This window comes from Geminicoccaceae bacterium (genome assembly GCA_020638465.1).
Classification (GTDB): domain Bacteria; phylum Pseudomonadota; class Alphaproteobacteria; order Geminicoccales; family Geminicoccaceae; genus JAGREO01.
This window is the reverse complement of record JACKIM010000001.1, coordinates 1,251,964-1,269,301: the sequence shown is the minus strand read 5'-3', so window position 1 is coordinate 1,269,301 and position 17,338 is coordinate 1,251,964. Positions and strand designations below refer to the sequence as shown.

7 protein-coding genes are annotated in these 17,338 nt (G+C 60.5%); 1 reads left to right on the top strand and 6 read right to left on the bottom strand.

All coding sequences use genetic code 11. The annotated features are described in order from the left end of the window. Positions 1-32: 32 nt before the first annotated feature. From H6851_06000 to H6851_05985, 4 genes are all read right to left on the bottom strand, one after another. Positions 33-1,013, bottom strand: a complete 981-nt coding sequence (locus tag H6851_06000) for an ABC transporter permease (GenBank protein ID MCB9943160.1) — start codon at positions 1,011-1,013, stop codon at positions 33-35. After that, positions 1,010-2,527, bottom strand: a complete 1,518-nt coding sequence (locus tag H6851_05995; protein ID MCB9943159.1) for a sugar ABC transporter ATP-binding protein — start codon at positions 2,525-2,527, stop codon at positions 1,010-1,012. The genes H6851_06000 and H6851_05995 overlap by 4 nt, the downstream gene beginning before the upstream one ends. Positions 2,528-2,615: 88 nt before the next feature. After that, entirely contained in the window at positions 2,616-3,572 is a 957-nt protein-coding gene (locus tag H6851_05990; GenBank protein ID MCB9943158.1) for a sugar ABC transporter substrate-binding protein, read from the bottom strand. Positions 3,573-3,728: 156 nt separating this feature from the next. Then, positions 3,729-4,703, bottom strand: coding sequence for a sugar-binding transcriptional regulator (locus H6851_05985; GenBank protein MCB9943157.1), 975 nt, complete (start codon positions 4,701-4,703; stop codon positions 3,729-3,731). A gap of 638 nt (positions 4,704-5,341) precedes the next feature. Here H6851_05985 and H6851_05980 point away from each other — a divergent pair. After that, positions 5,342-6,940, top strand: coding sequence for a transposase (locus H6851_05980; protein MCB9943156.1), 1,599 nt, complete (start codon positions 5,342-5,344; stop codon positions 6,938-6,940). 86 nt (positions 6,941-7,026) lie between these two features. On the opposite strand, the gene H6851_05975 is transcribed toward H6851_05980, so the two are convergent. Together H6851_05975 and H6851_05970 are read right to left on the bottom strand one after the other, a co-directional pair. Further along, positions 7,027-9,294 carry a helicase SNF2 gene (locus tag H6851_05975; GenBank protein MCB9943155.1) on the bottom strand — a complete coding sequence of 756 codons (2,268 nt, stop codon included), beginning with the start codon at positions 9,292-9,294 and terminating at the stop codon, positions 7,027-7,029. A 389-nt stretch (positions 9,295-9,683) separates the two neighbouring features. Then, a complete protein-coding gene (locus H6851_05970) occupies positions 9,684-17,201 on the bottom strand; it encodes a hypothetical protein (GenBank protein ID MCB9943154.1) in 7,518 nt (2,505 codons plus the stop codon). Positions 17,202-17,338 lie beyond the last annotated feature (137 nt).

Sequence of the window (17,338 nt, the reverse complement as noted above, 5' to 3'; positions counted from 1 at the left end):
CTGCGTTGGGCGGTGCAGTCATGATGGCGTCCTCAGAGAAGGTTGAGCTTGGTGGTGCGTGAGACGATCGCCACCGCGATCAGGATGATGACGCCCTTCACGATGTTCTGGATGTAGGTGTCCATTCCGATCAGGTTCAGGCCGTTGTTGATCACGCCGATGAACAGCGCACCACAGAATGTACCGAGCACCGTCGCCGTGCCGGGACGGAACATGGTCATGCCGATGAACACCGTGGCCAGGCCATCCAGGAGGTAGCGTTCGCCGACATTGGGCTGGCCCGACCCGAGGCGGGAGGCCAGCAACGTCCCGGCAACCACCGCGAACACCGACACCAGCACCAGCGCCGCCATGCGGTAGAAGGTGATGCGAACGCCAGACAGCTCGGCTGCCTTCTGGTTACCGCCGACGGCGTAGACGTAGCGGCCGAATACCGTGTGCTCCATCACGAACCAGGCGATGGCAACGGCGGCGATCATCAGATAGGCGAGGTTGGGAATGCCGAACAGCCGACCCTGGCCAAGCGCCAGATAGGCATCCGGCAGGCCGCCATAGATCGCGCGTCCTCCGGTCAGCAGAAAATTCACGCCGAACAGGATCGACCCCATGGCAAGGGTGGCGATCAGCGACGGAATGCCGACCCTCGTGACCAGCACGCCATTGATCAGGCCGACCACGATCCCGGCGGCAAGTCCTGCCGCCAGCGCCAGCACCAGCGGTGCGCCGATGGTCAAAAGGAACGGCACGAGGATTCCCGCAAGCCCGACCGTGTAACCGACGGACAGGTCGATCTCCTTTGCAGCGAAGCCGAAGGTCAGACCCGACCCGACGATGGTCAGGATGGCGATCTGCTGCAGGATGTTCATCAGGTTGAAGGGCGTAAGAAACCGGTCAACGAACAGTGAAAAGGCGACGAACATCAAGATCAGCACACCCAGCGTCGAGTAGCGCTGGAGAAGATCGGAACGGACAGGTCTGGCCGCGGCAGGCGGGGATGCGTTTTCGGAAGTCATGCAGCCTCTCCGGAGATGGCCTGGATGAACCGGCCTTCGGAAAATTCGACGGATGGAATGTCAGCGCCGGGAACGCCATGGACAAAGGGGATCGCACGGTCGCAGACCTGTCCGATCTCGCCGAGATCGGAGGAGGCGATCAGGACCGCCGCGCCGGCATTCGCCAGCCGGCGCATATGGGCATAGATTTCCATCTTGGCGCCGATATCGACACCCTCGGTGGGCTCGATGAAAATCAGCACCTTGTAGGCATCACCAGCTCCATAGAGCCATTTGCCAATCGAGACCTTCTGCTTGTTGCCGCCCGACAGATTGCGGATCAACTGGCGCTGGTTCGGTGTCTTGACATTCAGCAGCCGGATCACCCGGTCTGCCTCGTCGCGTTCCTGGCGGCGGTTGAGAATGCCACTCGTGGCGGCAAATTCCGGGTGCACCATGGTCAAGTTCTCGACCACCGTGCCCTCGCTGGACAATGCGTTTTCCATCCGGTGATCCGGCACCAGCGCCACACCTGCGCGCTGCATCGTCCGAACACCCGGTCTGGTGATTTCACTGCCGGCAATCGCGATCCTGCCCGACTGGACGCCTTGCCGCGTATAGAGCGTGCGCGCAAAGCCGAAATGGCCGGCGCCGGTCAGGCCGATCAACCCGACGATCTCGCCAGCGCACAATTCGAACGTGTCCACCTCGATCGTGCCGGCCGTCCAGTTGGAAACCGAGAGCACAACCTCACCGATCGCGCGCGGCTGTTCGGCGGCACTCTCGGCAGCCGAGCGCCCGGCCCCGCCGTCTTCGCGGCGCAGCATCAGGTCGGTGAGTCCAGCCTCGGTCGCGACACCGCGATCCAGCGTGCCTACATGTCTGCCGTCGCGCAACACGGTGACGCGGTCGGAGAGGGCGACGACCTCGGTCAGGAAGTGCGAGATCAGAACAACTCCGACCTTCTTCGAAGGCAGCGTCCGAATGATGTCCCAAAGCTGTTTCTTTTCGGGCGCTTCCAGTGTGGCCGTGGGCTCATCGAGGATCAGCAGACGAATATCGCCACGCAGCGCGCGGACGATCTCGACCACCTTGCGTTCGGCCATGGGCAGGTCGATCACCGGGCGGTCGAGATCAATGGCAACGCCGGGAAACCATGCAGTGAGCAGGTCGCGCGCGTCCTGCCGCAATCGATCCCTGCGAATGACCCCGAACGGCCCCTTGGGCTCGGCACCGAGCATGATGTTCTCGACCCCGGTCAGCGACGGTACGAGGCTGCCCTCCTGGCTGACATGGGCGATGCCGTGCTGCAACGCCTCGCGTGGCGAAGAGAAGGTGACTGGCCGGCCATCCATTTCGATCCGGCCCCTGGTCGGTTGCAGGGATCCGCCGAGAATATTGACGAAGGTGCTCTTGCCGGCGCCGTTTTCGCCGACCAGTCCGTGAACCTCGTCGAAACCGAAGGCCACATCGACCCCATCAAGCGCACGGGTCCCCGGAAACTCCATAAGAATTTCGCAGAGATGCACGGACATGCGTGATCCCCTGTTATTTGTGAATTTCACAACGACCGACAGGATCGGGCCACACAAGGAAGGCGGCCCGCCAGCGCTGTACCCCGCGTTACATGAAATCCTTGCAGTTCTGCTTGGTTACGAGCGGCGCATCCATATAGACGATGTTGCTCGGAATGACCTCGTCGCGGGGCCTGCCCTCACCGACGATCTGCTCGATCCAGTCACCGATCTTCGCGCCCATGCCCTCGAAAGGCTGGCTGACGGTCGCTATCATCATGCTGTCCGGCTTGCAGACCTCGGCTACGGCTTGCGGGTGGCCGTCTATGCCGATCACCTTCACGTCGCTCAGCCCGGCAGCCTGCATCACGTTGATCGCCGCCTGCGCGGGTTCGTCCCAAGGCGCCCAAACGGCATCGATGTCCTCGCCGAAGCGCGCCACGAAATCCTGCATGGTCGAGGTCGTGTCCTCGAAAAAGGCCGTATAGTCGATATTGTGCTCGGCCAGCACCTCCACATCACCATATTCCTGCAGGACGACCGCCATCACATCGCCGCGCTTGCGGGTGCCGTGATGTTCGGCCATGCGCAGGAAGATCAGGTTCCCCTGCCCGCCCATCTGATCCAGGAGATAGGGCGAAACATCGGCCGACATGGCCCAGTTGTTCGTCGTGATATCGACCTGAATGCCATCGACATAGCCGCTGTCGACGGAAAAAACCGGGATGCCGGCGTCGATCGCGACATCGATCGCGGCCTTGGAAGCACGTAGATCGGACATGGTGATGATGATGGCATCAACCCCGCGCGAAGCTGCATCCTGCAGGTTCGTGGCTGTCGCCTCGCCCGATCCCTGACTGTCCAGGAAGCTGACGTTCCAGCTATAGCCCTTTTCGCCCAGCCATTCCTCGAATCCCGCCTTCACGCGCTGCTCGGATTGGGCCGCGGCATTGGAATGAACCCACGCAATATCCAGCTGGTCCTGTGCGAAGGCCGCGCCTCCGGCACCTGTCGCCAACACTGCTGTCACCACGCAAACGGCCGTCTTTGCAGTCAATCTGTTCATTGCATCCTCCCTGATCTCGTTGCGGCACGATCCACTGGATCGCCTCCATCACACAAGACTGGATGGTAATATTACTTTTGTCAATCACCGTGACATTTGTAATTTCATGCTCGCGACCTTGCCCGGTCGATAGGGCAAGGTCGCGCCGGGCCGGGCCTACAAGGCCGAATGGATGGCCCTGGCGGTGTCGCCATCAATGATGAGCGTGCTGATGATGCCGCTTGAAAGCAGTGCACGCGTCGCCTCGGCCTTTTCCAGACCGGCCGCCAGAAGAACCGTATGCGCGGCGCCGAGTGTCGTGAACCCGACCGCCAACGTGCGGCGGTTCAGCTCGTGCCGGACCGGCTTCCCATCGGCGCCGAAGAAGATGCCATTGGTGTCACCGATGGCGCCTGCCTTGTGAAGCTCCTCCAGTTCGCGGGCGGAGATCATGCCGGATTGTCGCAACAAGGACTGTTCGGTCAGCTCCCCAACCGAAATGATTGCCAGATCCGGGCACCGGGCCATTCCCAGAACCGATTGAACGGTTGTCTGTGAAAGCAGGATTTCACGATCTTCCGGAGAGTTGGCGATGAAAGGTACCGGAAGGAAATAACCGTCGCTGCCCGTCGCCTTTGCCAATGCCTGCACGACCTCGAACGGGTTGAAGGCGCTGCTGGCCGTGAGCGAGCCCATGAGACTGACAAAGCGCGCGCCCGGTGCAGACATGCCGGCCATGTTCCTTGTTATCTGGTCGAGCGTGCGCCCCCAGCCGGTGCCGATGGTCGAGTTGGGGTTCCGGACCAGATACTCGCGCAGCAATGTCGCCGCGAGCGAGCCCACGGCCCTGCGCGGATAGTCGATCAGATCCCCGGGCAGGAGCGCGCCCTTCGTCAGCCCCAGCGCAGACGAACATATGACCCGCTTGAGTCCGTAATACCGGCGCAGATTCTCCTCGACCTCAAGCATGCCGTTGTTGCGCGTGTTGATCGAGATCGAGACGATGCCCGCATCCTTTGCCAGCTGTAACAGCTTGTTCACCCGCGCCCGGTTCAATCCCAACCGGTTCGCTGTCTCTTCCTGATTCAACCCACCGACGTGATACAACCACGCCGCCCGGCTCATCAATTCCTGTTCGTCTGCATCTCTCATACGCCAGTCTTATCCCCTGGCATCGGGGCTTACAACGAACTGATGCGGTGGATGCCACCACCGACGGCATCTTGTATGCCATGAACTGACGGCGGTCGTTGGGGCGGATGTTTGCGCGACTGGCCGTGTTGCCACAAGCGAACGTTCTTGATCTCGCCTCACTGTCGCGGGTGGTCTTTCCGTGCAGGAGGCGTGCCGAGGAAGGTCAGAGCGAAGCGGCTTGGATCCGCCGCTCCTCGCCTCGGAAAACCACTCGTTCACCTGAACCAGAACGCCCCAGCGCCGCATCCGCGCCGTCTCCACGTCCCGTGTCTTCAACGACCTGATCACATGGGCTTTACCGATGACGGGCCGCAGGGTCGGCGGAACAGCGACGCGGACATACCAGCCCTGTCTTCGCTGGCGGATGTACTGGTTGTGGGGCACGGCGGGTTTCTTGTGAAAAACGTGTGCCATAATGGTACACATCGGCCTTTGGGAGACCGCAGAGAAACCCAGGTTTTTCAGTGACTTGACAAGGCTGGCGGTAACCGGTGCAAAAGTCCGGGCGGACTGGATTTTTGAGGCTTGATCTGCGCGCATGGAATAAGAATATGTTCTCGATTCCCAAGAGCGATGGGACGTGATTCAAGTTTGTTATGTCCAAGCCCAATGCCACCAACCTCGCCACACTCGGCCTTGATGATCTCCGCGATTTGGTTGCGGCGCTGCTGGAGCGCGTCGCTTTGCTGGAGGCGGAGAATGCAGCATTGCGGGATGAGATTGCCCGGCTCAAGGGGCTGAAAGGGCGGCCGAAGATCAAACCGTCGGGGATGGCAGCGAAGGCCGGAACATCGACGGCCACAGGCAAGCGAGGCGGCAAGGGCAAGCGGGGTGGTTCGTCGAAGGCCAGCCGGCGGGTTCCTGTGGTGAGCGAGGAGCAGAAGCTCGGGGTTGAGGCGCCGCCCGGCTCGCGGTTCAAGGGGTATGAGGATTTTGTCGTGCAGGATCTGCGGCTGGAGAGCCGGGTGATCCGCTATCGCCGGGAGCGCTGGATGACGCCGGACGGGCGAACGGTGACAGCGCCGTTGCCCCAGGGCTTGTGCGGGCATTTCGGGCCTGAACTGGTGCGGTTCATCATTCTGCAGCACGTCCAGGGCCAGGTCACGACGGAACGCTTGACGGCGATGCTGAACGAGATCGGCATCGTCATTTCCAAGTGCCAGGTCATCCGGCTGTTGAACAATGATCCAGGCGATTTGCATGACGAGGCCACGGAGCTGTTCCGCGCCGGTCTCGAGAGCGCGAAATGGATCACCGTCGATGACACCGGCGCCCGGCATGGCGCCAAAAACGGCTTCACCACCCAGATCGGCGATGACCGCTTCACCCACTTCGCGACGACGTTTTCCAAGAGCCGGGTGAATTTTCTCGAACTGCTGCGCGCCGGTCATGGCGGTTATGTCCTCAATGACGACGCCTTCAGCTACATGCGCAAACATGCGCTGGCAGGCTCCGTGATCGCCCGGCTGGAGGCGCATGACACCAGGACATTCGCCGATCGCGGCGCCTTCTCGGCCCATCTGGGCGAACTCGGTATCGATCAACTCGATGTTCACCCCGACCCGGTCAAAATCGCCACCGAGGCCGCACTGTGGGGCAGCATCCACCACCACGGTCTGCTGAACGATACCGTCATCGTCTCCGATGGCGCCGGACAGTTCCGCGTCGGCCAACATGCACTCTGTTGGGTTCATGCCGAGCGCCTGATCCACAAGCTCGTCGGCTTCAATGAAAGCCAAAGACGTGCCATCGATCTCCTCCGCCAGCTCGTCTGGTGGTTCTACGCCGATCTCAAGGCTTACAAACAAGCCCCGCAAAGGTCGCGAGCTGCCCAGCTCCGTGCCCGCTTCGACCGCATCTTCAAGCGCAAGACCGGTTTCGCCACCCTCGATCGCCTGCTCGCACGCCTGCATGCCCGCAAACCGGAACTCCTCCTGGTCCTCGACCGACCCGAAATCCCCCTGCACACCAACGGCTCGGAAAACGACATCCGCTGCCACGTCACCAAACGCAAGATCTCCGGCGGCACCTGGTCCGATGCCGGCCGTCAGGCACGCGATACCCTGCTCGGCTGCATGAAAACCTGCCAGAAACTCGACGTCTCCTTCTTCCAGCTCCTCGGCCACCGACTCGCCGTACCATACACGACAGAAATCCCACCACTCGCCCAGCTCGTCACCGCCGCCAAGGTCTGATCGCCCGGACTTTTGCACCGGTTACGGCTGGCGGGCCGCGACCGATAGTGATGATCACTACGTTTACGCTATAGCCCTATGAGACGCTACCCTGCCGCACTCGGAAGGAAGAGCATTTCCGGCCACGAAATCGGCCGCCGGAGAGTGGGTGCATGGGAGGCGAGGCTAGCGTCAAATGCCTGCTTGAAACGCTCAATTACCGCCTCAGCACCCTCATTCGCCGGCCCGGCGCCAGCAGGACCTTTGACCGTGAGCGCGTTCATCACCTGCAACAGTTCCCAATCACGCAAGACTTCGATGTTCCCGTCCTTCTCCGTCATGCCGAAAATCAGCCTATGGACGAGCGAGCCGGTCCCGGTAACTTCGTCCTCAACAGCTAGGATCAGCACCGGGTTGCCGAGTCCCTCGACGGAAACAGCTCGCGCTGGAATGTCCTGCGCATCGTCGAGCGCAATGTCGAACAGAGGATGACCTATCCCCAGAACCCGAGAGGCTGCATTGGCACCACGGAGGCTGCGGTCAAAAACCAGTCCCTCGTACTTGTCCCGGAGCGCGTAGCTGCGTGCTTTCCAATCATCGGGGGTCCTGATCTCCAAACCATCATCCCGCCGGAAAATCCGGCGCCCATGCCTGCCGACAGTTTGAGTGAAGAATCGCTCTAGGTCGGGAAGGTCAACCTTCGGCAGGTCTTTTCCGACTTGTTGAAAATCAAATCTCGACACAGAGCCCAGAAGCTCGCGCACGGTTTCAACCACGTCACGCCCGCCGAGGGTGGCGGTGGCGCGATCGAACCATGCTCCCAATCGTTCGCCAGAAAGCCCTTCACTCCCGGAGAACAGCTCGTTGAAAAGCGAATTGCCGGCCATGCCTATGACCAACTGCGAAATATCCTCTTGTTCCTCCATCACTGACGAGAGAGCTGTCTGAATCCGCTCCAGCTTCGCGTTGAGCAAATCCCAGATGCGCGCCTCGACGGTCTGGGGATTTCGCAAAATGTAGACTGAGACGGGCCGCGTCTGGCCATAGCGGGATAGACGCCCCACCCTTTGGTGGAGCCGCATCGGGTTCCAGGGCATATCCGCGTGGACCAGCACAGCACAGCGCTCTTGAAGGTCGATGCCTTCGCCGCCGGCTTCCGTGGATACGAGAAACCGCACCTTGCCTGCGTTGAAAGAATCTGCGGCGTGTTCGCGAGGCTGACTTACCATCTTTGCCGCACCTGACGACTGCTCAAGACCGTCCAACCGTTCGTCCCCGTTGATAAACGTGGCCGAACCAAACCCAAACCGACGATGAAATGCGTTGACGATGAGCGCTTGGGTCGCCTTGTATTCCGTGAAAAGCAGGATCGGCTCATCCGGGCCGAACTCCTCGCCTATCATCTGAAGAAGGCGCTCGATCTTCGTTTCTTGGGTTATAGCGTCGGCGAGAGCGATTAACTCATCGAGGCGTTGTATTTCATCTTCCATCAACAGGACAGCCGCGGAACCTGGGAGAGCCTCTTCCGCCTCAGACAGATCATCAAACGTGGCTTGTTCGTCATCGGGAAGCGAGACAGAGCCGGTCTCATTTGAGCGATTAACGAGGTCTGCCAGCATTGCCCGCCGCTTACGGAGCGCATTGCGGATTGCCGCGATCGAGCTGGCAGCCAACTTCTGTAGCGTAATCAGCACGAGCATCCGCGCTGTCTGCGCACGCCCGTCAAGAGTCGCGGCATAGGCCCGGCCGTCGATGACGAACTCGCTTAACGTTCGATAGAACTGCGTTTCATCGTCGCTATATTGGTATTCCCGGCTGAAGACGTTAACAGGCTTGAAGAGTTTTTGCCCCTGGAGATCGGTGACAGTCGCCTTGTTGTTTCGAATCATGACCTTGGAAAGCTGAGAGAGCTGCTCAAGCGGGTCACGCTCCGGGTCGAAGAGGTCCGGCCGCACGAGATGCATCAGGCCGAAGAAGCCGTAGTCCTTCCCACGATGCGGGGTTCCGGTAAAAAACAGCAGGGAGTTGATCTTACCCCGCTCCTGAAGGTCGGAAACGAGACTATATGCCAGCGTCTCGCCGGCGCGTTCATCCACGCTGAGGTGGTGAGCTTCATCGACAATGACCAAATCCCAGGGATCGGCGTTGAGAAGCCTTTGCCGTGCGCCGCGACGGTCATCTCTCAGCGTATGGAAAGATGCAGCCACCATCGAAGCGGTCGCCCAGAAATCGCCGCGCGCTGTATCCGCTTCCGTGACATAGCGTTGGAGTCGGATGTCGAACATATCCTTGAGGCGAAATTGCCACTGCGGGACGAGCTTTGCCGGCGCGAGGATCAGCACCCGGCGCACGCGCCCGGATGCGATCAACGGCATGAGGACAAGGCCGCATTCGATCGTCTTACCTAGCCCCACATCGTCGGCGACAAGCCAGCGAAAGGGCCATTCCTGGGTCACTTTGCGGCAAACCCATAGCTGGTGCGGAAGCAACTGCACGCGCGAACGTGAAAATACGCCCCACTGGTCATTGACCGATCGAATAGCAAGCGCCTGAGCACGGATCACCGCGTCGATGGGGTCTGCGTCCGCGCCTGTGCGGAGAGCCGAGTAGAGAGACGGTATCTCGGCAATCTCGCTTGCCAGAACCTGCTCAACAGTCCCGCCGAAACGAACCACGGCGGTGGCTCCCATATCCACCACGATGCGCCCATTGCCATGACGAGGATGGTGAACGGGAACACCGGCGGCCAATGGTCGTGCTTCCGTCATTCGCCACTACTCCCCATTTCGCCGTCGTTCTCCTGGTCATCCTCATCCTCAAGGAGGTCAGGTGGAGCACCGCCAACATCATCGAAGCAGGCTTCCAAAGCATCCCGGTGCCTGTGCCGCGTAATCAATTGAAGCGGGAGATCGAAATCGCCATCAAACCGACGACCGTCTCCGAGATGTTTCGCTACGAAATCACAGATCGTCCGACTTGCTTCCTTGTCCGGCCGCTCACCAACGTCGGCACCTAATTCATTCAGCAGGATGCGGACACGCTGGGATGGAGCCCAAACATAGGGAATCATCAAATTCTCATCGCGCGACTCATAGGCGCCGTGCCGCAGCAGTTCGCGGATCATCCAGTTCATGCCGATACCGAGAGAACGGTTTATCGGGGCGGCATCGATGGAAAGGCGCATGGCAGGCGGCCAGTAGCTCGGTTGCAAGGCACCATTGAGAGAAATGACGCCATGTTCCTCGATAATTCTCGGTAGCTTGACCGTAACCTCGCGATACTCATCCAGCCAACGAGCAACGGAATACAGATCGACGAATGTGCGTCGCCAAGTCAGATATTGCTGATCGAAATGTTCGGGCGCACTCCATCGTTCGAGCCGTTCAAGCCATGACTGCACCTGATCGGGAGGCCGTGACTCGGACAGTTCCTGCCACCAGCCTTCCCTGAAGCCGGTGTCGATGAAGCTCCTGTGCTGCCCATCCTGCACACGGCCGAACGACTGGAAGCAGGCCAAGGCGAACATCGTGAACCATGCGGCACGATCCTGTGATCCACGAAGCTGCGACGGCGAGAAATGCCCTGGGTAGGTTCTCTCCGCGTATGAGGCGCGGAGGCCGAAGCCCTCGGCGCGCCACCAGGCATGGATCGCCGCGAGAACCGTTGCAGGTTCAGGCGGTGGCGGCGTGGGCGAGGGTAGCGAAATTTCGGCTATGCTGAAGAGGCTGTGCCCACCAAGTTCAAGGAGGAGTCGTTTCTTGTCTTCCTCCACCCACGCTTCGAGCAAGGCGTCCGTAAGAAGACTTTCCATCGGTCGAGGAATCCAACTTGGTAAATCGCCACGTATTTCGGCGGCCAGTGCCCGTCCTTGACTGCCATCGACTACGTAGCGAAGCACGGCGCGGTGACGGTCTGTGCAGTTGGCGTTCTTCGCCCATTTCAGAAGAAGTGACACTTGTGGGCCATAGCCAGATTGCGCACGGGCAGCTTTGAAGAATTCGAGCGCCGCGTTTTGATAGCCATGCCCCAAGAGCGCGCTTTCCGGTGCGAAACCGCAGCGCAGCTTTTCATCGTCGCTATCGGCATCTTCGGAACTGAGGTCTCGGACGGAACGCCACGAACCATCTTGAGCACGGAAATGCGCTTGTCCCGCTGCAGCCAAAATTTGTTGGCGTTCCTGATTTAGCGGCTCCCGCTCGACTTTTTCCAAGGTCAAAACTTGACCGAGCCGCGTTGCGAGATCGACGTCAACGCGCTTATCGGGCCCCATCTCGATATGCATCACATCCGATAGGCGAATGGGACGGATGCTCCCATATCCGAGCTTTTTCAGTTGTCCGGCAACCTCGGAAGCAATGGCCCGATCACGCAATTCCGTCATAGCCGACCAGTCCCGCACCTTGCCAAGCAAGGTAGAGCCCGACAACGCGCCATCGACAAAATGGGCCGCGTCCGACGCCTTCACCAACGAAGCGAATGGAGGCGGCAGACGGGTCGGCACGACTTCGCGCTGGCCTATGAGGTGGCCGTATCCATGACCATCGGTGTGCAGGTGTCGGGCCAGATCATCGTCGAAGTCCGGCGCGAGAACATCGAACAGATGGGACCAGAAGGTGCTCCAGGCCGCTGTTCTGGAAGCGTCAGAGGCATCCAGGTCCAGGCTCTCCGCGAACCCGCGCCAGTCTGCATCCGCGAGATCGTGCAATTTCAGGAGGCGGTCTCCTAATGCCCGCCCGAGCGTTCGAAACTTCTCCGTTTGGTCGCCAATCGAGCCGGCCAGCCCTGTGCGTCCCGGATCGACCGCGAAAGGACCGTTGAGCAGCCAGCCCGAACGTAATGGCACCTCAAGCGGGGCTAGATTCCAAAGTCGCTTCAGGCCATCGGGAAATCTATCCGGTCCAGCGGCGCCGATATGCAGCAAAAGGGCAAACCCGGACGACAGATCGAAGCGCAGGGCTCGCTCGCGGTGCCCGCCTGACATGGAAACGACGCTGACCTGGCTCTCGCCGAGGAGCGGCAAAGATGAGCAATCGATGCTCATGGGAACGTCGTCCTCGATTTCGACGCGGCGGATGGTGCGCGCGAAAGCAGGCAGCCAAGTCACAGCAGATTTGAACGCCGCCATCGCTTCGGCGCCTTTTTCAGCCGTCTCCGCTGAAAAGGGAACCTCGATAACGGTCGCCTTTCGGCCGTCAGGGGCTTTTCGCCCCTCTGCTATGTCGATGCCTTCCGGCCAAGGCATCGGCAAAAAGCCGCCGGCCGTGCGCAAGGCGATGAAGCCGCTGGCGATGCCGACACCATCCGACAGCACATGGACGCTCTTGAAGCCCAAGCCAAACTTGCCGGTGAGATCGTCTCCGGGGCGTTTCTCGGAGAAGTTCATCAGCAGCATATTGAGCAGGTCACGGTCGTGACCGACGCGACGCCCTTCCTCTGAGTCATGTCCCATGTGATTGATCGGGCGGCCCCAGTGGACGACACGAAACCCACTTGGGTCGCCCGGCAGCAGTTCTAGACAGAAATGGGCGTCCGATGCAGATTCGCCATGCTGCCGATAGGCATCGTCGGCGTTCTGGAACAGCTCGAATAGAACCCGGCTGGCGGAGTATCCGAAATCCCCGATCTTGGCGCGAACCGCAGACAGAAGCTCACTCGCCAGCGTGCTGTCGGATACCTTTTGCCATAGCTCCGATTTCAGCTCCTCCATCTTTCGCGCCGGTGCGGAAAGGTGAAGGAGGCGGCTCTCATCAGCCTGATATGCGCGTAGCGCCTTCTGTGTTCGGTAATCAGTGGAGAGCTTTAGCTCAGCGAGAATCGTGGGGAGCCGGTCTCGAAGCAGGCGTTCGGTTTCCTCGATCGTCGATTGATCAACCTCAACTGCCTTGTCCAACATCTCTCGCAACGCCGCACGCTGGCGTTCCAGGCCAAGCCACAGGCAGTCCGCCGCGACTGTCTCGATAAACCGCCGGAAGATACCGCTGGCCTCTTTCTGACCGTATCCGCTCGGATCGACTTGCCTGACCGGCAGCGTGATCAATGACCGCACTTTGCCATCGGCAGCCCGGATGCCCTCATGGCTCTTGTGCAGATTCCCGATAAGGATTCCCTTGTCAGGATCACCCAACGGCGCGTCGAAGACGTCCCCCGACAGAGCGACGGCCTGCACATGCTCGCCCGCGACCAACTCGATTAGGAAACGGCGTTGATCGACCTCATCCGCCAACGAGTTCGGATAGAGGATTTCTCTGGGAAAATGATTGTCGAGGTCAGCCCAAAGGGTATCGACATCGGCCGTCGCGTCGATCGCCCATTCGTTCGCAAGGCGCTGAAAGGGCTCGCTGCGGCCTATCAAGCCGAGATAGACGATCACCAGGTCGGACGGTACGCGCCCCCGCCATGTGGTGAGGAACGACCGATGCTGGTCTGCCCACTGGGGCTCCAACGCAGTCAGATCGACATCCCTGATCTCCCCCCGGCGATGATCGGTTGGAGATGAGTCATGGACTTCATGTCCGGCGCCATGCCTCTCGGCGGGTGCTGCCTCATGCTTTCCAAGCGTGGATGCGTAGTCCCGCGCCAATACATAATTCGGATCGAGCCCGTCACCGCCCTGGACGACCTCCCGGCCGCTGCGCCAATCTCCGGCCTCGGTAGGAACCAGCGTTTCACCGAACACCTGATAGCGAGTTTCTTCTCGCCAACGAGCGACGACGTTGAAGCCGTGGCGATAGGCCCTGCGGGCGGTCTCGCCTTTCCGCCCGTTTGCCGCCGCCAGCGTCGCCATGCGGTCGAGGTGGGTTCCTGCCAAATTTGCGTTGGAGGGGAGAATCTCTGCGAAAGCAGCGACAACCTTCATCGCGTCCCCGCCATCAGCCTCCGAGGCCAGAACCGCCGCCAGCAGAGGCCAACCCGGCAACCCAACATCGCCGCTGTCTTTCGCCAATGTCGCAAAATCGTCTATCGGAAACTCATCCGCCGCTCCGAGGCGTCCGATGATGCCCGCATCCTCGACCATCAGCGCCAGCGCTTCGAATGATGAGCGCCTGTCCGGCAGAACCCATTTTCCAAGATCATCGAACCCACGATGCTTGCGCACATCGATGGCCAGATTTGCAGCGGGCAAGAACGGCGGCGCTTCTCCATTCTTCAAAAGAAGCGCTCGCGCCGCTTCATCGACCACAGATGGAAGAGCGAGCACATCCTGCGGCGCGACAGGCTGCCCGTCCGCCAGAAGCCACGGTTTGGCGCGAAGCGCATCAAGCACGCGCTCATCGGGCGAAGATTCGAGCTTGGCGAGCGCATCCAGTATATCACCACGAAAGCGGTGTGGATCATCGCAACCGAGCGCAACCTCAATCTGGCTTAATGGCGACCATGCCCCAATAAGCTGCCCTTGCCGTTCCCTCGCCTTCTGGCTTCGGCATGGCTGGACGATGGAGACGACCGCCCGCAACGCTTCAGGAACAGGCCATTCTTTCGTCTCACGAAAGATACCCTTTCCATCGCCAACGGTTCCGTCCCGCCTTTCGTGAATAGGCAGCCGGATCAGCAGATCATCGGGCAGGCCGGCCTCAAGGACAGCTTCCCGCTCTGAAACATCAGGGCTGAGTTGCTCGATGGCGGCGATATTCTTCTCGAACAACTCTTCCAGATTGGTCGCGTCGAGCACCTCTATGCGAAGATGGTTTCGTTGCGTCCTGGACAGTCCATCAGCTATGCCGGTTGGGACAAGAAATTCGTTCTGGCTCTCGGCGATAAGAGCCGTGGTAATACGCTCTATTCGTTTCTGGTTCGGGTCAAGGGTCCAGAGCTTTGATGCTGAGTATCCCGCTTCACGAATACCAACGCAGAGGCGCCGTGCCGCCGCTGGATCGTCTTTGCTGTCGATTCCAATCTCATCGAGTAGCCGTTGGCGGGCGCTTATCGGCCCAAAGCTCATGGCTTTGTCGATGAGCGAGAACGCGGCCTCCTTACCCGCCGACTGAAGGGTGAGATTTGCCGCGTCTCGAAGGAGGGACATCGCACCGCTATCCACGATTAGCGGGGATACGTCTGGCAATGCCCCCACGAGTAAAGGCAGCCATGTGTTCGCCTGAGGCGAGCTTGAGAACAAGAGTCTGGCTCTGGAGCGTTCAACAAGCGCTTGGAGCGATAGCACAATCGGGCCACGGATACGGACATCCCGCACCCGCAGAACCTTAATGGATGCGAAATCTGGATCACGCGCCAGTTCGGAGATATTCCGCTCGGCCTGAGCGAGCAGCGCCAACGCGGCGGTAGCCGCTTGATCCGCCTGATCGCCTTCAATCAGCGGTTCGAGTGCGGCGAGCAACGTCTTGAGGTCTTTGTCGGATAGTCGGGGAGGGCGTCGGCCATCGTCGAGCCATTCGCCGCGAACTGGCAGGATATTCGCCGGGGCAGATGCCAGGGCGCGCAGGACTTGTCGGTTTTCGACGGATGGCGGAAGCGGGAACAGCGCGCCATGTGGAACGTGGGCAAGAGCCGATTTAACGAGTTCAGACGGAGCAAGCGCCTGAGTTTCCGACATTGCCGTGCGCAAAGCCGTGACCATGTGCGGCCCGATCACGGAATGCTCGGCATCGCCGAGCATCGCTATGTCGAGGAAATCGACGAGAAGTCGCAAGAGATCGCGTGACTGAAACGCACGCGGCGAAAGCCCGGAGAATACTGCGCCAAGGTCTGCCCCGGTCCAGCGTATCGGCTGCGCGCTCAGCCCTGCGCGGCCATCGACGACGAGATGCACACCGCTTGAATCGGCCCATGCACCGATGGTTCCGAACAATTCCTCAATCCGTTGAGGGTTATCCGCCACCGAGGCCGGCAGCGGCCGGAGAGCGTCCCCCGACCGGACGACACGCCAAACGATGGCCGGCCCTTCGAGCACACGCACCAACGCATGTTCCCGGCAAATCGCTTCGCGGTTGCGCCGAAACCAGTCATGACGTGCGAGTGCCGACACAAGCTGCGTGAGTTCCGATGATGTGATCATCGCCTCGCCAAGCGCGTCTCTCAGCAGAGTCGGCAGGAGTGGGAGAACCACGGAGTCGCGAAGTTCGGCATTCCACCCGCGGCGCAACGCCGCAGCATCGGCGGGCGTGTCCGTTTCGACGGAGGCATTTAGCCCTTCTATCTGGCGCCGGCCACTGTCGAGGAAGAAATAGCCGTGCAGCAGGAGGCGGAATTGGCCGAGCGCACCGTCGTCGTCGAGCGGGATGTCTATGCTGGATTCATCGGAGATTGGCAGGAACACGGCCCAGGAAATGCGAAGCCGCGCAGGCATGGTGCGCGCGATTCCCCCGTGGGGGATGCGCAACAGCGTTGCGGCCCCGTGCGGCTCTCCCTTTTCCGGGACGGGTTGTGGGCTGAGAACGGTGATCGTTTGCGGCCAATGCGGTGTGCGTCTCAGCTCCGCGAGACGACCGTCAAGAGCCATCGTTTCACGCCCGACAAATGACGCTGCCGATCTCTCCGGCGCGACTTCGATCTTCCCGCCAAAGGTGTGAACACCATCGCCCAAACGGTTCGGCCCGATGAAGCGACCCTGCGCAACATCGAGTTCCAACGCGCAGCGAGTTTCACCGTTCTCCAGAATCTCAATCGACTTCAGATGACGCAGCGTCGTCAGGACAGCGCGCAAATCGTCAGGTCGGATGAGTTCCCTGATCGTCTCTGTTGCCGATGGCATGTTGCTGGAAAAGCCAACCCCTGGGGCTGGCTGGATACCTCTCCGGCGCAGCGGGAGCCAAAGAACGAGGTGGCGATCAGGTAAATTTGAGGCGACCTCACCGCCCAAGAATCCGACATCGGCGGGGTCGAGAGGCTCCCACTGCCGACTGATATTGCCCGCGACATCCACCTCCAGGAACGGGTTGACGACCGTGCTAAACGGGGCGCCGTTTTCCCTTCGGGCGTAGACGATAAACGCATCGCAGAGGTGAAATACGGCCTTCTGGCCGAAGCCAAACTTGCCGATCGCGGCGCTGTCAGCGGCTTTGCTGCTCTCGCCAAACGACGTAATTCCACTCTCGTCCTGCTCGCGGAAGACGCCATCATTTGCGACCAGAAGACCCGGCCCGCGCAGCAGCGGGTTCACCGCGTTTGGCCAGCCAGGCAATACGTCGAGCCTGAATCTCTGGGCTCCCGCGTCGTCGGCGTTTTGCAGCAATTCCTTGAGGATCGGATATCCGGAATCGTACCGATCTTGCAAATTGCTCTTGATCTGATTGACGATCGAGATCGGGGAGATGCGAAAATCAGGCATTGGCGCAGTGCGCTTTCCGCGTCCCGCCTGCGCTCGGATTGACACTCGCTCGCCTGGCTTTCAGCGTGGCGAATGCGTCGCCTCGACAGCTATGCGGCGCACCGCCTGCCTCGTCACCACCCTCAGATGGAGACCCG